General features: G+C 34.3%; 26 protein-coding genes. 16 read left to right on the forward strand and 10 right to left on the reverse strand.

What is annotated here, in order from left to right:
• Positions 1-92: 92 nt before the first annotated feature.
• The 3 genes from NV349_RS09845 to NV349_RS09855 all read left to right on the forward strand — a co-directional run bounded on the left by NV349_RS09845 (position 93) and on the right by NV349_RS09855 (position 1,919).
• The gene (locus tag NV349_RS09845; RefSeq protein ID WP_271913208.1) at positions 93-356 is read left to right on the forward strand and encodes a hypothetical protein; all 264 of its coding nucleotides are present in this window, start codon (positions 93-95) and stop codon (positions 354-356) included.
• Positions 357-488: 132 nt separating this feature from the next.
• Complete coding sequence (locus NV349_RS09850) at positions 489-998, forward strand: MepB family protein (RefSeq protein WP_271913210.1); 510 nt, start codon at positions 489-491, stop codon at positions 996-998.
• Positions 999-1,154: 156 nt separating this feature from the next.
• Complete coding sequence (locus NV349_RS09855) at positions 1,155-1,919, forward strand: class I SAM-dependent methyltransferase (protein WP_271913211.1); 765 nt, start codon at positions 1,155-1,157, stop codon at positions 1,917-1,919.
• A 512-nt stretch (positions 1,920-2,431) separates the two neighbouring features.
• Here the strand turns inward: NV349_RS09855 and NV349_RS09860 are convergent.
• Both NV349_RS09860 and NV349_RS09865 read right to left on the reverse strand, forming a co-directional pair.
• A complete protein-coding gene (locus tag NV349_RS09860) occupies positions 2,432-3,079 on the reverse strand; it encodes a pentapeptide repeat-containing protein (protein WP_271913213.1) in 648 nt (215 codons plus the stop codon).
• Positions 3,080-3,156: 77 nt separating this feature from the next.
• Positions 3,157-4,092, reverse strand: coding sequence for a bile acid:sodium symporter family protein (locus tag NV349_RS09865; protein WP_036122672.1), 936 nt, complete (start codon positions 4,090-4,092; stop codon positions 3,157-3,159).
• 657 nt (positions 4,093-4,749) lie between these two features.
• On the opposite strand from NV349_RS09865, the gene NV349_RS09870 reads away from it, so the two are divergent.
• Positions 4,750-5,004 carry a hypothetical protein gene (locus tag NV349_RS09870; protein WP_271913215.1) on the forward strand — a complete coding sequence of 85 codons (255 nt, stop codon included), beginning with the start codon at positions 4,750-4,752 and terminating at the stop codon, positions 5,002-5,004.
• Between the two features lie 209 nt (positions 5,005-5,213).
• Positions 5,214-5,561, forward strand: a complete 348-nt coding sequence (locus tag NV349_RS09875) for a pyrimidine dimer DNA glycosylase/endonuclease V (protein ID WP_271913216.1) — start codon at positions 5,214-5,216, stop codon at positions 5,559-5,561.
• On the opposite strand, the gene NV349_RS09880 is transcribed toward NV349_RS09875, so the two are convergent.
• From NV349_RS09880 to NV349_RS09900, 4 genes are all read right to left on the reverse strand, one after another.
• Entirely contained in the window at positions 5,556-6,878 is a 1,323-nt protein-coding gene (locus tag NV349_RS09880) for an ISL3 family transposase (RefSeq protein ID WP_086709176.1), read from the reverse strand. The genes NV349_RS09875 and NV349_RS09880 overlap by 6 nt on opposite strands.
• A 414-nt stretch (positions 6,879-7,292) precedes the next feature.
• Positions 7,293-7,637, reverse strand: a complete 345-nt coding sequence (locus NV349_RS09890; protein ID WP_086709174.1) for an ArsR/SmtB family transcription factor — start codon at positions 7,635-7,637, stop codon at positions 7,293-7,295.
• 71 nt (positions 7,638-7,708) lie between these two features.
• Positions 7,709-9,655: a heavy metal translocating P-type ATPase gene (locus NV349_RS09895; protein WP_271910972.1), complete on the reverse strand. Its 1,947-nt coding sequence runs from the start codon at positions 9,653-9,655 to the stop codon at positions 7,709-7,711.
• 150 nt (positions 9,656-9,805) lie between these two features.
• Complete coding sequence (locus NV349_RS09900; RefSeq protein WP_010731340.1) at positions 9,806-10,024, reverse strand: heavy-metal-associated domain-containing protein; 219 nt, start codon at positions 10,022-10,024, stop codon at positions 9,806-9,808.
• Between the two features lie 513 nt (positions 10,025-10,537).
• On the opposite strand from NV349_RS09900, the gene NV349_RS09905 reads away from it, so the two are divergent.
• Positions 10,538-11,161 (forward strand): HAD family hydrolase, encoded by a 624-nt coding sequence (locus NV349_RS09905; RefSeq protein ID WP_271913218.1) that lies wholly within the window; start codon positions 10,538-10,540, stop codon positions 11,159-11,161.
• Between the two features lie 566 nt (positions 11,162-11,727).
• Here NV349_RS09905 and NV349_RS09910 read toward each other — a convergent pair.
• Positions 11,728-12,366 (reverse strand): hypothetical protein, encoded by a 639-nt coding sequence (locus NV349_RS09910; RefSeq protein ID WP_058843088.1) that lies wholly within the window; start codon positions 12,364-12,366, stop codon positions 11,728-11,730.
• A 469-nt stretch (positions 12,367-12,835) separates the two neighbouring features.
• Between NV349_RS09910 and NV349_RS09915 the strand changes: the two genes are divergently transcribed.
• Positions 12,836-13,354, forward strand: a complete 519-nt coding sequence (locus tag NV349_RS09915; protein ID WP_271913221.1) for a gluzincin family metallopeptidase — start codon at positions 12,836-12,838, stop codon at positions 13,352-13,354.
• 35 nt (positions 13,355-13,389) lie between these two features.
• On the opposite strand, the gene NV349_RS09920 is transcribed toward NV349_RS09915, so the two are convergent.
• The gene (locus tag NV349_RS09920) at positions 13,390-13,596 is read right to left on the reverse strand and encodes a hypothetical protein (RefSeq protein ID WP_271913223.1); all 207 of its coding nucleotides are present in this window, start codon (positions 13,594-13,596) and stop codon (positions 13,390-13,392) included.
• 195 nt (positions 13,597-13,791) lie between these two features.
• Complete coding sequence (locus NV349_RS09925) at positions 13,792-13,941, reverse strand: YjcZ family sporulation protein (protein ID WP_082673667.1); 150 nt, start codon at positions 13,939-13,941, stop codon at positions 13,792-13,794.
• Between the two features lie 626 nt (positions 13,942-14,567).
• Between NV349_RS09925 and NV349_RS09930 the strand changes: the two genes are divergently transcribed.
• The 5 genes from NV349_RS09930 to NV349_RS09950 all read left to right on the forward strand — a co-directional run bounded on the left by NV349_RS09930 (position 14,568) and on the right by NV349_RS09950 (position 17,070).
• Complete coding sequence (locus tag NV349_RS09930) at positions 14,568-14,855, forward strand: RNA polymerase alpha subunit C-terminal domain-containing protein (RefSeq protein WP_058843090.1); 288 nt, start codon at positions 14,568-14,570, stop codon at positions 14,853-14,855.
• An 18-nt stretch (positions 14,856-14,873) separates the two neighbouring features.
• Positions 14,874-15,434, forward strand: coding sequence for a DUF4256 domain-containing protein (locus NV349_RS09935; protein WP_058843091.1), 561 nt, complete (start codon positions 14,874-14,876; stop codon positions 15,432-15,434).
• Positions 15,435-15,608: 174 nt separating this feature from the next.
• Positions 15,609-15,842, forward strand: coding sequence for a DUF3953 domain-containing protein (locus tag NV349_RS09940; protein ID WP_036122630.1), 234 nt, complete (start codon positions 15,609-15,611; stop codon positions 15,840-15,842).
• Between the two features lie 473 nt (positions 15,843-16,315).
• Entirely contained in the window at positions 16,316-16,513 is a 198-nt protein-coding gene (locus NV349_RS09945; RefSeq protein WP_036122627.1) for a hypothetical protein, read from the forward strand.
• Between the two features lie 125 nt (positions 16,514-16,638).
• Entirely contained in the window at positions 16,639-17,070 is a 432-nt protein-coding gene (locus NV349_RS09950) for a hypothetical protein (RefSeq protein ID WP_271913226.1), read from the forward strand.
• A 200-nt stretch (positions 17,071-17,270) separates the two neighbouring features.
• Here the strand turns inward: NV349_RS09950 and NV349_RS09955 are convergent, their stop codons facing one another.
• Entirely contained in the window at positions 17,271-17,603 is a 333-nt protein-coding gene (locus NV349_RS09955; RefSeq protein WP_271913228.1) for a hypothetical protein, read from the reverse strand.
• 464 nt (positions 17,604-18,067) lie between these two features.
• On the opposite strand from NV349_RS09955, the gene NV349_RS09960 reads away from it, so the two are divergent.
• The 4 genes from NV349_RS09960 (at position 18,068) to NV349_RS09970 (ending at position 19,948) form a co-directional block, all read left to right on the forward strand.
• Positions 18,068-18,544 (forward strand): membrane lipoprotein lipid attachment site-containing protein, encoded by a 477-nt coding sequence (locus NV349_RS09960; protein ID WP_271913230.1) that lies wholly within the window; start codon positions 18,068-18,070, stop codon positions 18,542-18,544.
• Positions 18,545-18,640: 96 nt separating this feature from the next.
• On the forward strand, positions 18,641-19,300 hold the full coding sequence (locus tag NV349_RS09965) for a hypothetical protein (protein WP_271913232.1): 660 nt from the start codon (positions 18,641-18,643) through the stop codon (positions 19,298-19,300).
• Between the two features lie 135 nt (positions 19,301-19,435).
• Positions 19,436-19,585, forward strand: a complete 150-nt coding sequence (locus NV349_RS23220) for an IS3 family transposase (RefSeq protein ID WP_340811014.1) — start codon at positions 19,436-19,438, stop codon at positions 19,583-19,585.
• 177 nt (positions 19,586-19,762) lie between these two features.
• Entirely contained in the window at positions 19,763-19,948 is a 186-nt protein-coding gene (locus NV349_RS09970; protein ID WP_271913235.1) for a type II toxin-antitoxin system HicA family toxin, read from the forward strand.
• Positions 19,949-20,610 lie beyond the last annotated feature (662 nt).

Raw genomic sequence — 20,610 nt, forward strand, 5'->3', positions numbered from 1 at the left:
AGCAGAAAGCGATGAGCGTTTATCCTGATTAACAATCATAAAGCAATAATCGTACCACACGGCTTTGGGGATTTCGGAAGGTGATGCTGTTAATGGAAAACAAAGAAATAATACTTAAAATCTTAAATGAACTCAAAAATGGCAATATACCTGTTCATACAGATTACAATTTTAATATAGACATGTGGGCAGATCTTATTGAGTATATGCATGATAGAGCATATATTGCTGATGTTACAATTTATTGGTTTGACGATGATGATACATATAACGATGAAAGAGTTTACTCTGTCGATCTATCTAAAGTCATAATGACAACTTTTGGAGAAAGATTTTTAACAGAAGAAATGAATTAATTATGTCATATCCTTTTATATACAGCTTTGGTTAGTAAATCAAAATGAAGAGACTAATGGTTTAAAGCTATTACAGTAACAAGTCCGCAGATGATATACTGGTATTCGTCGTATAAGATAGGGAGTAAAACTATGAATGAATTTAATAAAGCGTTAACATATGTAAATGAATTACTTTATGAACCTCATCATTTGACTATAAAAAACATCCAAGAGGAAACTCAAAATGCTTATTACGGGGCTGGGATTTTTCAGTTGGATTCGAAATCTGTTAGATTTAGAGTCGCAAAAATAACGCCTACCAAGGTAGGACAGTTTGTTTCCTTTTGGGAAAAGGATGCTGCTAATAAAAACCAAGCATTTTCATATGAGAACGCCACTGATTTACTGGTAATAAACACTTTTCATACTAATGGTGATTTTGGCCAATTTGTATTTCCAAAAGAAGTTCTTTTACAACAAAACATCCTTAAAACGGCTAATACAAAGGGGAAAATGGCTATTAGAGTTTACCCAAGTTGGGATACGCCCACCAGCAAACAGGCAATCGCAACTAAAAAGTGGCAATCACCGTATTTTGTTAAAGTGGACGCTACTACTCGTTTATCAATCCATGAGCTATTAAAATTATACGCCCTCTAAAATTAGATATTTTTAACTGTGTCATTCATTTCGAGGGGAAATGTTGTCGCTTCTTCTATAATCAGACGTCATCCTGTAGCATGGATAAATGTAGGTGTAGGATCATCGAATATTAAAAACTTATCAGCGCTCTACTTAGGAGGAATCTTACTGAAGATGAATGAACAAAGCATAAAAAATAAAAAGGCGTGGGAATATCGAGCATATGAATTTTGGCATAAAAGTAACGGCACTCCAAAGGATTTGGCTATTCATATATTAGAAAACCCTAGCGCATGTCTGAAAAAGCACAAACAATACTTTGAACATATTGAAGGAAAGAAGATTGCCAATATTTGCGGTTCAAATGGCAGAAAAGCAGTACCATTAGCATTATTAGGTGCTGAAGTAACCGTATTTGATATTTCAACAGAAAACCAAAAATATGCCTTGGAATTAGCAGAGCATGCAAATACCTCTATTCATTATATTGTCACTGATATTGATGAAATTGACTTAACAAAGTATCGATGTCATTTTGATATGATCTATTTGGAAGGTGGCATATTGCACTATTTTAATGATATTGATAAATTTATGTTGATTCTGTTTTCTTTACTAAAAGATGGTGGGGAAATGATTCTCAGTGATTTTCATCCTTTAAGAAGATGTATAGTTAAAGGGCCTAACGCTGAATGCCAATATCAAATCCAACAAGGTTATTTTGACCAAGAATTACAAAATGGAGACGTAGCGTATAAGCATTTCTTTGATGAGCATGAACAACAGGACTTTCCTGATGTATCTATACGATTTTATACACTTAGTGAGATAATAAATGCTGTCATCACATCGGGTTTCAAATTAAAGAAATTTGATGAGCATCGTGGTTGGAAAAATGAAAATATCCCATGGGAATTTACGATTTTAGCTTTTAAATAAAGACAATCGAAGGAGAAGTAACCACGACAGCAGAAGGCTTAGCAGTCGGTTTCTTTCCGATTGGTCGCCTAATTAATAAGGATAGCAGGTGAATTGAATGAATGAACACTTTAGAGGATGGCCCTCAAATAGCAGGAAAGAATTCTAAAAGTGCAGGATAGAACTAAAAAAATAGCGGATAAAACGTTCAAAGTGGAGGATAGCCCTAAATAGAAGGATAGAATTCCGAAAGTGCAGGATAGAATTAAAAAAGTAGCGGATAGAACGCTCAAAGTGAGGATAGCCCTCAAATAGAAGGAAAGACTTCTAAAAGTGCAGGATAAAACTAAAAAAGTAACGGATAGAACGCTCAAAGTGGGGGATAGCCCCGCAAATTAGGCGGATAGCCTGTAAAGGGAAGGAAAGAATGCTAAAAGACGATAAAATAGAAGCTTTACAAATTGCAAAAATGAGCGCTATCCATAAAAAAGGATAAGCGCTTTATTTTTTTCTTAAACTTTTAAGCCCTCAAACTAGTATTTAACCTTCAATCCTAGTAATGAAGCAAAGCCAATCGCTTGTTCAGAAGATACTTCACAGCCATTTAAACTTTCAGGAGTTACTTGCAGTCTTTTAAATTTACATGTACTGATGTCTATCCCTTTTAAGGAAGTTTGAGAAAAATCAACATCATTTAAATCACTTTCATGAAACGCTACTTTATTTAGTAAACAATCATAATAATTTGCACCCTGTAGGGAGGTGTTATCAAATAATACTTGTTTGAAACGCACTTCAGGGAAATTGCATAAGTTTGCAATACAATTTTCAAATGAAACATTGCCAAGATTAGCTTCAGTAAAATTCAACCCTAATAATTTACAGTTTTTAAAAGCCACTCTATGAATGATGCCTTCACTTAAGTTTGAGTTAGACAAATCACAGTTTTCAAAAATGACATCCGTTAGATCAATTTTTTTAAAGGTACAATTGATGAATGTGACATTTTTAAACATAACTTTAGATACAATGAATCGTTCAACTTCTTCGTGATCAATGACCGTATCAGCAATCATGCCATTTGTTAAATACGGTTCTTCATCATAAAAAATATCCTGAAAATTTGTCTTTTTGAGATTAGTAGGTATTTTTGGTGATGTAATTTGGAAATGGAATGACATATCAGCACACCCTTCAAATGTAAAATAAAAAGATTTTCCTATTTAGTATAAATGTAAATCTAAAATAAAAACACCGTCTATACAACGGAGCTTTTTGTCACCAACTTACTAAAAACAGAAGCTAGCACCTGTTGAAAGAGCATACCGAACACAACAGGCATAGCGACTTTACCTGGAAAGTATGTTGTGGCAACAATGACCCCGACAGCTATATTTCTCATACCGCCCGTAAAGACAAAGGTCGCCATTTGAGGAGCGTCTTTTAAAAGCGTCCGACCAATTAGATAAGCAAAAGCATAGCCTGACACAGCAAGCAAGAACACTAAAAGTATGACGAAAAATAGTTGTAAGTTTATATTTTTTAAATAGGGTGAGATGGCACTACTGTTAATCATGATGACCGCAAATAAACATAGCTTTGAAAAAGGAGCCAGCTTCTTGCCATACTTTTTAGGTATTTCGCCCTTGGAAAGCTCATTCACCAATATGCCTAAAATCGTAGGTAACACAATCATCAGCAATAAATTCACAATCAGTGACGCTACATCCAATTCAATTTTTTCACCCGACACGATATAGAGTATGAAGGGAAGAATGAATGGAGCGAGTAACGTATCAATTAAAATAATCGATAAGCCTAACGGTAAATTGCCTCTACAAATATTAATCCAAATCACACTGGTTACACCTGTTGGGAGGGCGACAGCTAAGACAAAGCCAACCGTCAACAAATGGTCATCGAAAATAACGGTGGATAAAAAATAAGCCCATAAAGGCATCAAGAGATGAAGAAAAATGATGGAGAATAAAATGAGTGCAGGATGCTTGGTAAAAATCTTTACATCTTTAAATTTCATGGATAAGCTTCCTGAGAATGTCATGAATGCAAATAGCCATGACACAAGGAATAATAAATGATGTCCAACACTTTCTAAGAACACACCTACAATTAAACTTAATGGTGTCAGGAGCGCTATGTATTTTTGGAGAAATCTATTTAATTTTTCTAACATACAAAGACCTTCTTTTTTTTATCTGATTTTATCACATTATTATAATAGTAATCATGGAATAGTAGGAGTATTTGTAGCAAAAAAGCAGAAGGTTCACTTCTGCTTGATGAAGGTTTACTTGAAGGGGGATAAGACCTGCTAAGTATTTTCATGTTTTTATCCGTTTCTTTAGTAAATGGAATCCATACAATGTCTACGCTAAATAAAATATTACCTGTCCATCTTATCCATAGATAGTAGGGATGCTCTTTTAAAAAAGACAATGATCATCATCCCAATACCAATCATCCATTTTAAATAAATGGATAAAGAAAACAAGTGTGACGGATGTGAAAAAATGAATAGTAAGAGTGATCCCACTCATGAAGTATTGGTTAGCCATCATGGTGGAGAGACTGCTTGCTGGAAGTGTTCCTAAATAGAAATAAACTTTAGTTTCCTTAAAATCTCGTAATTGTGTAATATATGTAAATAATAACATATTGGCACTGGGAAATGGTGAAGAGTTTACTGGCAAAAACAAGCAGAGAGGAACTTATCTATTAATAAAGATTGCTCAGTTGCTGCTATTTGATAGTAAACCAAAAGGAGTTGTGTTAAAGGTTTAATTTAAATCAACGTAGAGTTTCGTTGAATGAAAGAAATCGGGGTGGAGTTGTGAGCGGGATAGATAAACGAAATAGGCTGAACGAAGAACCATTTACTTATCAAATCACAAAAAAAGGGACAATTGTTATTTATTATAAAGGTAAACAAATTAAAATCGTGAAGGAGAACGAGGCTGAGCATCTTCTAGCAAAAATTCATAAAGTGGAGGGTCAGACAAAGGAAATCCAGTTATTGTTAGCTAAAATTACGGGTAATTTTAAGCGTGGTAACGAAAAATCGGGGAAAAATAAAAGAACATTTTGAATGGGGGGAATAACTTTTTAATATAAGAATTATGCAAATCTAGTATGAACATGCTATATTTAGTTTTCCTTTTTAAGGAAGAAGGTATGGGAGTTAATAAATGCACATAGTTCGACTCGCCATTTGAATCCAATTCCTTGACCTAGCTAATGTAATATTCATAATAAAAACATATTGATAGGATTGATTAATGGGAAGAGGAGAGGCAAATGAGGTTATGGCATGTAGATTTAATTGAGTATTTACCGAAAGGGCAGCTACTTTCACAGTGGAGAGAGCTAAATAGCATATTTGCTAAAGAAGACCAGCATATTTTGATTAATTATGTCTACGAATACCCTAAAGAGGACCTGTATGTGTATAGCGAAAAAGTCATGGAAGAAATGAAGAAGCGCGGTTATCAAATTAGAACATATGAAAAAATGAATCGTTACTTTGATGGCTTGGGACCAGTAAAGGATAGGAAACCGTTTCAACAGCATCATGATAAGGAATATCTTGAAATTTGTTTTTATAATTTAGGGTCTTCGGATTTTATGGTGGAAAAGGGTCTATAAGTTACCCTTCTCCAATTTCTTAATAAGTGTGGAAAAATCTACACCATAGTTGCCTGTTTTGTCACGGTCTGTTATTTGATACGAATTGAAACTATCGTATAACATAGCTTTGCTGAAAGCACTTGAATTAAATCGAGGCTTCCGTTTCTTATGGAGCTTCTCATTAAAAAGTATTTTGGCTCGTAAGGCTTCAAATGAGTAACCTCTACCCATTCGTTCTACTTGCCTAATGATGCTATTTATAGACTCTGTATAAGCGTTAGTGAGCCTTTTATCGAAGTAGTTGAAGATTTCATCTTGCCAGTTTTCTACGGCTCTTACGAGGTCTTTATAGGCGTTTTTAGAGTTACTGGATAAACAACGTTGTCTCCAATACCTGTAACGTTCTCTGCCTTGGTCAAGGTCATCTGTATCCCATATCCAGTAGAACTCTTCTTTAAGTTCATAGGCTTCTTTTAGTTCAGGTAAATTACTTAACCAAGTATCCAAAAGGAATGAGTCTCGTTCATTCAGGTCATGCTTTCGTTTAAGAAGGATATACCTCTCACGCATAAGGGTACGCCTTTCTTTGGCTGTCATATTGGCTTTAAGAGACTTCCTAACACTGTCTAAGGCTTGATTAGCCATACGGACTACATGAAACTTATCTACAACTACTTTTGCGTGTGGCATAACTGTATTAACTGCGTCTTTGTAGGGCTTCCACATATCCATTGTGACGTATTCGATATAAGTATTGTCTGTAATCTCAGAAAGGCGTTGAATGACCGTATCTTTGTTACGATTGGGTTTTATGTCATATATAGTTCTACGTTCCACATTGGTCAATACAAGACGAGGTTTCTTGATAATGTGTATTTCGTCAATACCGAGCCATTTAGGAGTTTCAAACTGGTATTCAAGTTCTTTTAATGCCACATAGTTTTTAAAGATGTTCCTAACGGTTTTCTCGTCTACACCAACGTTTTCTGCTACTTCCACAAAAGTTTTAGACATGGACTGTTCTTCAATGGACTCCAACAATCTTTTAGTCATACTACGCTTTTCGTCAATGGATATAAGGCGTTCCCAAAATGTGGAACCACACTCACGACATTTATAACGTCTACGGTTTACTTGTAAGCCTACTCGCTTTAAATGAATAGGCAAGTCCATGATTAATTGTTTTCGTGAACTATGCTTGTACAGTTTGTCAAAACCGCATTTAGGACAACGTTCAGGTGGTTTGATTGCTTCCACTTTAAACATCATGTCGGTTTCATTTTCTTGTGGTGGTTCTATTGTTTTAAGGTCTGGTAGGAATAATAGGTCTAACATATTGTTCATCCTTTACTACTCCGTGTTTTTCAAGTATAGATTTGATATCAAAATTAAAATTGTTAAATATTTTTTGTGACCACAAATGCACTTAGAAAATCCCTTAAAGCATATACAATAGGTGATAGGAAAATAGTTTGGAAAATTCCTTTTGTAGAGTTTGCATTAAATAATGCACCCTATCGTTGGATAGCCTATGTACAAAAAAGGTTATCCTATAGTTGCACAGGATAACCTTCATTATTATTCAATTATGCAGTTGCACAGCTACAATCTTTGCACTCGCAAACTTCATCAGTACAATGATCTGCACATTCTTGATTACAATAAACTTTTCCATCAACCTCTACTTTGTTCTCACCAATAAGACAATTACAGTTAGAGCGTGCACATTTTTCCACTTTGAATCTCCTCCTATTTTGGTAAATCTTCTGTTAGGCACCATCCTTCGTGTAAAAGGCTGGTTACACAAGGATCAACAACTCGATACCGAATAAAATTTCCCTCACGAGACGAACGAACAATGCCCTTATCATCTAATCGTTGAAGTTGGTTAGAGATGGCTTGAGGTTTCATTTCGAGTTGTTCAGCCAACTCAGTAACGGATATGTTTGGTGTTCGAATCACTGCGTGTAATATCCGAAGCCTCGTGCCGTTTGAAAGGATTTTAAACGTTTCGCTCAATCCCTCCGCATAATCTATATCCAACAAAGGACGATCCGTTAGCTGAGGTTTAGGTGTACAACAATTTTCTTCCATTATTTCCTCCTCCACTTCACTATTACATTATATAGTGTAATAGTTTGTGTGTCAAATTATATTTTTTTAGATTATTCCGCATCAGCCAATGGAATATTACTTTGATTGTTTTCAACCCTTATTCCTTCTTTTTTCCATTTATGCCTGCGTAGGAACATTCCGTTGATAATAATAAGTAATGCACTACCTTCATTTATAATTAAACCTAATGTAAGAGGCATGACTCCGATCAAGGCAGTCACAACAAGGAACGCAACTATCGCTAACGAAATAGCAATATTTTGGTATATTTTAGAAACTGTCTTTTTACTTAATTTTAGTGTATATACTAGTTGATCTAAATTATCCTGCATTAAAGCAATATCTGCTGTCTCTAGTGCAACGTCTGTTCCTTGAACTCCCATTGCAATACCTACATCAGCCTGAGCCAGTGCTGGTGCATCATTTACACCATCTCCTACCATCGCTACCTGCCCATACTGTTTTTGCAATTCTTTCACTGCGTTAATCTTATCTTCTGGAAGGAGTTCTGCTCTTACTTCATCAACGCCAAGTTCTTTACCAATTGCTTCACCTGTTAGTCTATTATCACCTGTTAGCATAACAACCTTTTTCACACCAGCTTCTTTCAAACTTTGAATAGCTTGTTTTGCATTTTCTTTGGGTCTATCAGCTACTGCAATCATCCCAAGTACTTCATTGGCAGTTCCTAAGAGCATGACAGTTTTCCCTTGTCCTTGCAGCTTTTCAATTTGCATGACGTGGTCTTTATTTATGTTTACTTTTAATTCGTTAAACAAGCGTGGATTTCCAATGTAGTAATTATTTCCGTTAATCTTACCTTTTGCCCCACGACCTGTAAGTGAATCGAATTCTTCTACATCTGGAATTGTAATCTTTTTGTTTAATGTTTCTTCCATAATCGCATCAGCTAAAGGATGTTCGGATTGTTTTTCAAGCGCACCAGCAATATCCAATAATTGCTTATTTGAAAGGTCTGATACCGTTACAAGATCCGTGACCGAAGGCTTTCCAACTGTCAAGGTTCCTGTTTTATCAAATGCCACAACTTGAGTACTACCAGCTGATTCTATATAAATACCGCCTTTAACCATTACTCCACTTCGAGCTGCCGTTCCAATGCCAGTAACGACTGCGACTGGCACAGACAGTACTAATCCACAAGAACAAGAAACGACTAGTACCACTAAAGCTCTATATAACCATTCATCAAAAGGTTGACCAAAGAAAAGGGGAGGTACAATAGCCACAATGATCGCTAATACAAACATGGCTGGCGTGTAAATGGCACCAAATTTCTCACTGAACCGCTGTCCTTTCCCTTTTTTCATTTGTGCGCCCTCTACTAATTTAATAATTTGGGCTAGGGTTGTATCTTGAGCAAGTTTAGTCACTTCTATTTCCAATGCACCACGTCCATTTAATGTTGAAGCAAATACCTCATCTCCTAATTGTTTTGATACAGGTATTGACTCTCCAGTAATGGAAGCTTGATCAACTGTAGTTGAACCTTTAGTGACTACACCATCAACTGGTATTTTTTCTCCGGGACGTACCAGAACGATATCTCTGATTTCCACTTGTTCTGTCAATATACGCATTTGACGACCATTTCGAATGACTGTTGCTTCACTAGGGGCTAATTCAACTAATGCTCTAATTGCATTTCTGGCTTTATCTGATGCGTATGATTCCATTAATTCACCTAAAGAGAAAATAACGACAAGCATCGCAGCTTCTTCCCATAATCCTAGATAAATAGCTCCAATTACTGCCGCAATAAGCAATGTATTAATGGAGAGACTTCCATTTCTTAATTCAACCCATGCACTTCTTGCTGGATAGATCCCTCCAACAACAATTGCAATACTATATAAAATAATCGCCCACATTTCAGGTAGACCGAATCCAATTTCTGCAATCAGTGTAAATGCTGTGACGGTTGCGGCAATAATCAACAGTATTGTCCTTGGGTGTTTATACCACCTTGTATTCATTTCTGTGTTCCCCCTTATTTATGTTCCATTTTTAAAATGTAATCAAAAAAATTGATATGTTTTTATTCATTTGATAGGAAAAGATAAATTAAATACTAAACCCCACTCAAAAGTTATCTAAAGGGATAACATTAAGTGGGAAAACTGGAGTTATTTAACTACAGGGTGACCTACTTTTTTTAATTTATCAGCAATGTCGTCAAGAGTTACTCTGGAATCATCATAAGTTACAGTTAATTTTTCCGCAAAAAAGTTAGCCTCTGTACTTTGAATTCCCTTTAATTTTTTCAAAGCTTTTTCAACTGTTGTTGCACATGAAGGGCAATCCAAACCTTCCACTTTTAGAACATCAGTTTTTGCTGAATTCATTTTAAATTCCTCCCTTTTATTTAAGTAAAACGATAATACTTTTTATTACCAATTTCACAATTACATTGTATAGTGTAATAGTATTGTTGTCAATTCCTATATCTTATATTAATGACTGTCCTTTAATTTATCTGCTACATAGGTACAAATACAATAATTCGAATACCTCGATACAGTATAAGTCATAACAATAAGGTCTGTTTTCCAGTATGTCACACACTTTTTCCATGTATTGTGCCATAAATTTTCTTAGCTCTTGTTCGTTAGACTATTTTAACTTTCTCACGTATCTCTCGTATTTAATTGATACATTTATGACACTTAGTATTCCACCAGATATTCCGATTTGAACACTAATTATTTTTAAACTTTAAAAAGATAATTCCACTATAAAATCCGAAGACCCATAATTTAAAAGAGAAATATATTCGTGGTCAGAAGGATTATGCAGAGGAACTATATCAGCAATTATGCATGTATGTAAATAACGTGCTTTAACTAGGAGGAACACTCATGTTGAGAGCGATTATTTTTGATGTAGACGGGACGATTTTGGATACTGAGCAAGCGATTTTACAGTCATTGCAAAGAACGTTACGGGAAGAAACGCAAAAAGAGTATTCATTTGAGGCACTACGATTTGCTTTAGGTATCCCAGGGAAAGATGCCCTACAGAGGCTCAAGGTCGACAACATAGAGGCTGTTCATCAGAAATGGTCTGCGGCGGTTCTTGATTTTTCACACGAGGTGGCCGTCTTTGAAAATCTAGAGGAGGTCATCCAACAGTTAGCAAGAACATCGCTACAAATGGGCATTGTGACTTCTAAAACAGCTCAAGAGGTAGTGGATGAGTTTAATCCGTTTGGGTTAAGTGATTATTTCCAACATATTGTTAGTGCTAGTGATACGGAAAAGCACAAACCACATCCAGAGCCCCTTTTAAAATGTCTGGACACATTGCAGGTAGCTCCAGAAGAGGCTATCTATATTGGCGACTCTATCTATGATTTCCAATGTGCAAAGCAAGCCGGATCCAAATTTGCCCTTGCCCTCTGGGGAGCCAAAACCACTACTGGATTTAAGAATGCAGATTACGTGCTACAGGAGCCAAAGGATATTTTGACACTCATTAGCTAAGAAAAAACACCCGAATTATGACAAAACACTTAAGGTATGGAGTGTTTTGTCATAATTCGGGATTTTCATTGCTTACAATTCTTTTGTTCCCGTCCCTTCGATTGCTTATGTAAAAATTGGAGAAACCTTTCTTGCGCTTGCTTATTCTTCATCATTCGCTTGACCCGAACATTACTTTGAAGATATTTTCTGACATGTCGATTCGCAAAAAATAGGCTGCGGTATTGATCATGATGGTAAATGTCGTGAAACCAATCGCAGTGCTGTAGCCTTGCTATATTTTGATCAATTTTTCTTGTATGTAAAGTTGGTTGACCGACATAGGTATTTGATAAGAAATTGATAATAAATTCTAACATAAATCCACATCCCATAATGACGAATAAATTCTATCGTAATGGATGTCGTTGAAGTGTGCAATAGCAAAAAAATAGAAGGGACACTCGATAGAAGTGCCCCTTAGTAACAAATCGGGAGGTGCCATGTTAAACGAATTCGCTTAACACTACTATTTATATGATAAGATTACTTGGTTTTATAGACCATCATCCTGAGTAAGCTAAAATTTACACTTCGTATCGAAGAATGGCTGTTATCCAGTCTTTTACTAAACGTTCCCGCTGTAGCAGTGAGCTATCTAAAGGAAGAGAAAGACTTTGCAACTCTTTGGGGAGCAAGTGTATTTTGTGACGAATCATTTCATTGTCAGGTGATTCTGTATCGATAAATAAAAGATAGCGTCCGATTAAATCTTCCTTGTACATAGATGGAAAATCAAGAGCTTTTAATACACGTGTAGAAAATTCTACACCATTTAGGTTCACTTCAAAATGTCCCCGCACATTAAATTCACAGCGAATATGTGTACCAGGCAATCGATGTAGCGCTTGGACAAAAGCAGCTAATGTGTTTTCACTGATGAAATAGGTTTCAAAATAGTATTGATTCTCTGTATGAAGATTTGAATTAGCATCATATGTATCATATCTTATTTCTAGTGTGTCTTCTGCTGCGTCAGGTTTTTCCGTAGTGAGGTAATGCCGAACAATTTTTTTAATGGTGTGATGATCTAAGTCACATCCATAGCTGAGAATAGTTACTTGTCTACGTTGTGCTTTGGCGAATAACCACATTTCCAAATGTGCATCATCATTTAAATCCCAGCCATAGCGTGGGTTGTAATGGATACATTTACTTTTGCTCATGGAGTCCTCCTTTTTGCCTTGTCTAATAATAGTATAAATAATTTTGTCTAATTTTCCTTATTTTTCTTTTTAAAATGAAACTTTTGGATTTTAAGTCTCGTATAAACTGGAAAATACTTTTTAGGAGGTAAACATGGCACAATCCTTCTATGTACTTTGCTATTAACAGCCTGTACAGCGGAAACCGTTCAACCTAAAGAGCAAATACAAGAAAAAAACGATGAAAATATTGTGGTGACAAAGGATGGTAAAATAACTTTTGAGATTAAGAATGATATCAACGTTCCAAAAGAAAAAGTAGCTATCTTAAAAGATGAAATCCTTACGGCGTATGATAACATTCAGCAATCCATACATACTTCCTATGTGCCATCTGACAAGATAACTATTTGACGGTCAATCATGGGGCGTAGCATCAAAAATCGAGTTAACTGGCGTTAAAGAAGATATATATCCACTTGTCCATGAAATGACACATTCTTTACTTGGTTATGGCAATAATTTTGGATCTGACCATGGCTATTTTACGCAAGAGGGTTTTGCGAGTTATATGGAGGATCAATATGGAAAAAATAAATTATATTTTGAAAAATACATGAAGCATTATATGGATTCAGACAAGTTAATTCCTATTAGTAAGTTAATTGATCCAAATCAAGATGATGCCTATTTTCGCCCAAAACTTTCAAATATAAAAGAGAATCAAATCCTTATGGAGCTGAGCTACACACATGCGGCTTCATTTACAAAATATTTAATTGATACCTACGGACTAGAAAAGTTTGAACAGATCTACAATGAGAAAGATTTAGCAAAAAAAGTAGAGGAAGTTTACGGAAAGAATAGCGGTGAGTTAGAAAAGGAGTGGTTAGCATTTATTCAAAATCAAAAAGGATTTACTCATGAGGAAAAATTTAAGTCGGGAAATTTTTATGATATGAATACAACTCTTATTCAATTAGATCTAAAATATTTTGAGAAGGAATAATTTTTTCTAAATCATCAAGCATACCCAAGTGCTCTTTATTTTGAGTTCCTGGGTTTTCTTTTGTATGCATGCGGATGAAATTGTCTATGTAATAAATGAACGCCCTGTAAAATGGACAGGACACCAATGATTCTTAATAATATATTTTTGAGCCATACCGTATCGTCAACCGTAATGGCAATCAACATAGGACCAACCATAATCAATGCGATTCCTAGTAATGCTTTTATTACTCTCAACATGTAGGGTTCACCTCAATTTGCCATTTCAGTTAGGTGGGATATTGTTACAAAGCTAATTCTTCTTCATTATCGCACGTCTGTCTGAAATATAAAAGGGTCACTAGGCTGGTAAAGCGACCCTTATAAAATGGTTAAAATGACTTCACACGGCTTTAGCAGCGTGTAAAAGGGTGTTCTAGGTGCTAGTTGGGATGATTAATACATGAAAGAAGCGCCAACGATAACTAATAAAATGAATAACACGACGATTAATACGAATGTTGATCCGTAATAGCCGCCACCGCCAGAGTCGCCGCCATAATAGCAGCTGTTGTTAATATTACCTACGTTTCCACTGTATCCCACTGAAAATCCCCCCTTTCTACAACATATAATATGTATCGATGCAGAAAGGGGAAATGGTATTTACCCTATGATTGCTTTTTTTCTTTTGATTCGCCAGAGATTCACATGACAATATAAAACATAAATAGAGGAAAAACCCTTTATTTGTTGAGACACCTTTCAGGAAGCATGTTATTTGGATATGTTATGATTAAATTTGTGAAGAGATGTAGCATAGTTAAATGAAACAGGAGGACAGAAGATGGATAACCAATATTTCGCAGGTTAGGGCACATTGGCGTTGATAAATGCTGGGCTTGCACAAGGGAAGAATAGATCGGGGTTAAATTGGTTTTTACTTTCTCTTGTATTAGGTCCATTGGCAACACTCATTTTGTTGTTTGTTGAAAAGAGGCAGTAATACAGTAAAAGCACTATTCTTATGCGAAATAGTGCCTTTTTTTGAATCCCTCTATTCTGTTTTCAAAGCCAATGCTATTCAATTTTACTAAAGATATTACATTTTTATTTAAAATGGTGTCGAAACTGAGTATGCAATTAGAAAATGTTAAACATAGTATTGACAATCGAGTTAGAGTTGTAAAGTATGTTAGAATTAGATGCGGGATTTGATGGGAGGACTTAATTTGGCTGCAGAAAAAAAGTTAAAAGTTTGTGAAAAAGGACATACCTTTTACAAAAGCACGGATTGTCCAAGTTGCCCTACATGTGATCAAGAAAATAAACCAACTAGTGGCTTCCTTTCAAAACTTAGTGCACCTGCAAGAAACGCTTTAGTACATGAAGGCATTGATACGTTGGAAAAGCTATCTACGTATACGGAAAAGGACATATTAAAAATACATGGTATTGGACCAGCCTCCTTACCCATTATGAAATCTTCATTGGAAGAAGAAGGCTTGTCATTTAAATAAGCGAGGGGGAAGACAAAGATGACAACGAAGGAATTATCACAAGAGCAACGCGAGGAACTAATCCATACTTTGCAAGTTCGTTTTGAGAAAAATACGTCTCGTCATGAAGGGCTTGACTGGGCTAATGTACAGGCTAAGCTAGAGACTAATATGGAAAAACTAGGGTCGCTCCATGAAATGGAAGCAACGGGCGGTGAACCAGATGTAGTTGGCTATGATGCAAATACAGACGAGTTCATTTTTTATGATTGTTCTGCGGAAAGTCCTAAAGGTCGCAGAAGTTTATGTTACGACCGTGAAGCATGGGAAGCCAGAAAAAATCACAAGCCAGAAAATACGGCGATGGATGTAGCCAAGGATATGGGCATTGAGCTTTTAACAGAAGAGCAATATCGACATCTACAAGAGCTTGGCAAATTCGATTTAAAAACATCGAGCTGGGTACAAACACCCGACAACATTCGAAAACTCGGCGGTGCTATCTTCTGCGACCGTCGCTATGACACGATCTTTATGTATCACAATGGAGCAGAATCCTACTACGCAGCAAGGGGCTTCCGTGGCTCATTACGAGTTTAAGAAATAAAGGCATGTGTTCGATATACGGTCGAGCACATGCCTTTTTCTATGGGAAAGAGGGTTCACCCTAGCCTCTAATGCTGAAAACATAAGGAAACAATATTACATAAGAAGCCTCTCGAACGTCTAGTTATCTTACATTGTATGATAAACTAAAAAAGGGGGTGGAAAGTAATGTTAAATTGTTTGAAAATTATTTTCTCAATCATTGGTATTTCTCTCGCTGCTTATGGACTAATCACCCGTGATTTCCAACTGAATTACCTCATGATATTGTTCTTAGGTTTATTCTTGTTCACTTTAGGCATTCAAGAATGTCAAAAACAGAGAACCGTTTATGGGTGGTTGCTAATCGGGCTATTTTTATTTTCAATTTATGTGTCCATTCAAAGCTTTGTCTTGATTTAACGGAAGAAGTAAGGTTGTTCCAAGAATCAATTAGTTCGATTAAAGTAGGAATCACTTCTTCATTCAAATAATACATATCGTATAAATAAAACCTTCCTTAATCAAATCCTTCCAGTTTATATAATGGTTCTTCATCTGTTTGAAGTTCTATTAAAATGTTGGCGTTTTGCAAGGCATTTTTAATTCGATGTTCACAGCATGTCGTATTTCTTGTCTATTCCCTTCACTATTTGCTCCTTTGTCCCGTCACCATTCATCAGGAAATGCAAACATTGTTACTCTGTTTTCATATTACACCCTACAAGTAATAACAAACTGAATAATAAGAACGTTTTGGTCCTTTTCCATTTGATTATATACATAATGTTGAAATTTTGAATGGACTGACACGATCCTCAGCGTTAGCTAGAGCGTGTAACGAGATGGAGTGATTTATGTTATAATTTACATTAATTACATAAAGAGGTGAGATAATGGGAAATGAAAAGTTAGTTTGCAAGGTTTGCGGTCGAGATACCTTTACAACTGGACAGGTTGGGGGTACGACGAGTCAAGGTAATATAAGACCTATAGGAGCAATAATGGCAGTAGGGTCACCACTTTTGATGACTTTCTGTAAAAACTGTGGGGAAGTAGCTTCCTTTAAAGTGGTAAAACCAGAAAAATTTTAAATAATTGGTGAAAGGACCACTGAATAGAAAGTGACTCTTTTAATATAGTGAAAGTTTCAGATTACCAGATATAATCAGAGAGTCTCAATAAATTTTACTTTCACTAATGGGAGGGAGCAGGCTTAATGATTGAAATAATTTATGATACGAATTTACTCGAAGGTTCATGTTATATCGAGATTTTGCCAGATCAATACAGGGGCGAATGCTGGAATAGTTCTTCTATTTACTTTACCGAAGACAACTTCGGATACATTTTGCCTGCAATCGACAAGCATTACAAGAAATTCGATTATTTTGCTTTCAATGAAATCGAGATGGGTATATGGGATTTAATCAATCAGGAATTGGAAAGAATGAAACAATTTTTAAATAGTAAGCCCAATCCTAATTCATTAAAAGAGGGTATAGGATTTCTATACGGCTATTCAGAGCAGGAGTTCATAGAAAACTATGATACTAATGTCCAACAGCTAATTACCATGATAACGGAATTTCAATCTTGGATCATGCAAAAAAGATCAACAACCCAGTTCATTTCTGTTTTGGGGATCTAATCTATAAGACAGGTGTGAAACGACACCAATTCAAGCATCTCGCCGTTCATTTCTCCTGAAACCCGCACACTTGAGATTGAGTAATTAATTAATCGAGTCATATGTAGGCTATTCAAAGAAGGTTTGAAAATTAGAAATTCCACTTTGTAAATTTAAAAACACCCTCTAATTATTTGGAGGGTGTTTGAATGCTAATAAAATTAGATTGAATGTCGATAAGCGTTTAATGTTGAATTGTGCTTAGTGTTTGATAAAATTTTTTGGAGATTGTGTTTCCCCCATGGTCCTAATGTTTTAGCACTAGAGCCTAACAAACCATCCTTAGCAGCACTTTTAAGTGTTTCAATCTGTTTAGCAGAGAGTCTGGAGGTTTTGCTTTCTTCAATAATTTTACTCACACTGTTAATTCTCTCTTGACCCTTTGTAGAGGTGTTATTAGCTTCATTGCCAGTCTGTTTTGTTAACCCATAGTACTTAGATGAAGACCGACGTGCCATTAAATATTGCATGTTTGAAAATTGAGAAGAGATCATAATTGAATTTACTCCTTTCTATTAAATAATTTATGAATCCATTTTGTTATCGAACAAAATCTGGAATAATTTAGTGTCTGTACATATTTTATAGACAAATATGTACATTTATTGAATTGATTTGAGCCTGGGCGTTTTTGTTTTAATGAAAAAGCAATATCGATTGTATAAATTCCATTTTTGGATGTATGTAAAACTCATGAAATCGAATAATAAAGTATGTCTTTGTGCATTTGTATATAAAACTTACTATATTTTCTTATTTAACGTAATTATTGATTCTGTTGCGAAAAAATCATTGTTAAAATAACAAACAACTAATTGCTAATAAAAGACCAGACAATAATTTTTTGTAATATGCTTATATATACTACCTTTTGTGCTCATGTTTACAAAATTTTAGCAGTAAGTATGCTGTGATATATTCAATGTAGGGAAATTCAGTAAAAAAGGAGAGTGGTCAAATGAATAAAATAGTTTTACCAATACTACTAGTTATTATTTTGACCGGATGCAATGTATTTCCAACCAGTGTTCATAAACAACCAGAAGGTAAAGTTATTTTTGATGATGAGCATTACACTATGATTTCAAGTAATTATGAATGGAAAAACGGGGATTATGAAGTAAGCCTAAAAGGTTCTTCTGATATTAGCGAAATAGCAGATAACTTTGAAACATTAGAAGTCGAAAAAGGGGATATATTAAAGTTTAAAATTGATAAGAATCCTATCTCCATTAACGCAACTAAAATGAATGAAGATGGCACAATTGAAAATGTTGAGATTAAAGATGAAAAAATAACTATGCCATCTAAAGAAGGGTATTATATTTATGAACTTAATACTCTATGGGATAAAGGAAAAGAAACATTTGTTTTTGATGTTAACGTAAAAATCAAGAATCCACCAAATCATATCCCGTTTCTATTACCTCTTTAATAAATGCATTTGCATCCAGTTCAGGTAAGATAAGATTGGTGAAGTAGAAAGAAGGGAAAGTGTTTTAATTTGATTACATATATATTAGTTTTTCTATTGGCTATATCATTTATAGTGGGAGAGATTGATATACTATGTGCTTTATTATTCTTATTAATCTTATCTTTATTTCATGAATATATACTTAGAGAAGCAAAAAGGTATTTTGAAAATTATAGAATGAAAAACAAAAGATGTATTATTGTTACTGGAACACTAATGATTACTGTAGGAGTAACTTTTACTATCAACCGTATATTTTTGAAAATAATGTATTTTTACTATAAATATGATTTTTTTTATAAAATTGGAATTAAACTAAAAAATGCATTAAGTGATTCAGGGATTACAATTAATAATGATATCGAATATATTACTTTAATAATAATAACTTTATTTTTAACATTTTTTGGTTCTTTATTGATTTTAAAATATCTAAGTAAATTTTTAAATAGTAAAATTAGTAGTTATAAATTTTTCTATTTATTTGTTGAATCAAATCAAAAAACTAAGGATATTTTTTCTGTTATAATATTGTGGTTAACACTGGTACCAACTTTTCTCGGTGTTTTTTTTGTGAAAAGTATTGACGAGGAGGCATTGATGCCTTTAATTTGGTTTATTCTAACCATAAGTATTGCCTATAGTATGATTTTTTTGGATATTTACACGTATAAAGAAAGTTCTATTAGCAATCTGAAGGACAACGAAAGATAATAGCGATACGCTGATATCTTTCGTTGTCCTCTTTTTATTTTATCCAAAGGAATGAGCAATATACGAACATTGCAAACTGGATTAATGTGTAAATAGTTTAAGGGATGCCCTTGTGATAACGCAGTGACTGAAGCGATGTCTAAGCTATTTAATGCAGAATTCGCTAGCGGAAGACATTTCTCTACTCTTGAACTTGATGATTATGTCTATTGGTTCAATAACATTCGAATTCACGGAATGATAGGGCATTTATCACCAGTAGAATTCGAGCAACAGATCTTGTGATTTTTGGTAAGTTTAGTGTTGACATACCAGTCAGTTATCAAGGGAAGGTGACGTTTGAGGAGTTTAATCTATTAATTGGCATATGTAAAAACGTATGTTAATATATATATAGTATATGTTTAACATATATTAATTGTTTTGCAGAATTTTGAAAATACATATAGGAAGGAGCATAATATGAGTTCTCTAAAGGTGATTAAGAAAATTGAGGACGATGGCTGGGTGTTAAAACGTATTAATGGTAGTCACCATCACTTTAAGCACCCTACGAAATCAGGTCTTGTTACAGTACCACACCCTCAAAAAGATATACCAATCAAAACTCTTAATAGAATTTTGCAACAGGCAGGCTTATCAAAATAAGCCTCCTGTCCGATGGAAATTTGAGAGATAGAAAGAAGGTGATATATGGATAGATTAAAATATATATTTTCTTATTGAGTTTATAATACTAGATGAAAAATAAAATTTAATTAAAATCAAATTATAAAAATAAAAATCCTAGAGAACTTAAAATTGTGACTTGAAACCCTATAAATTTTGTAAACTAAATGTATGTTAAAGAAAGAATATAATTTTATCAAATAACGAGGAGAGATAATATGTCTAAATATACGTATATATTTATGTGGGATTATAGTTGATAGATAAAAAATAAAATTTTGTTCAACATTATATGTATTGCTAATATTTATATACTAATTATTAAATTAAAATCGATTTATAAAAATAAAAATCCTGAGGAATTAATAAATTATTATGACATAAGATTCTGTGAATTTTGTAAATTAAATGTATGCTAAAGAAGGAATATGGTTTGAGAATTATTTAATTTAACCAAGAAAAAGAATTTAAATTAAAATATTGGGATCTAAATAATGAGGAGAGATAATATGTCTAAATATACGTATATATATTTATTTTTATGTTGAGATTATAGTTATTGCTAATACTAAAATATAAAATTAAAATCGATTTAAATAATAAAACTCCTAAAGAACTTTCAAATAACATTAAATTTGATC

This window comes from Lysinibacillus sp. OF-1 (assembly GCF_028356935.1).
GTDB lineage: Bacteria > Bacillota > Bacilli > Bacillales_A > Planococcaceae > Lysinibacillus > Lysinibacillus fusiformis_D.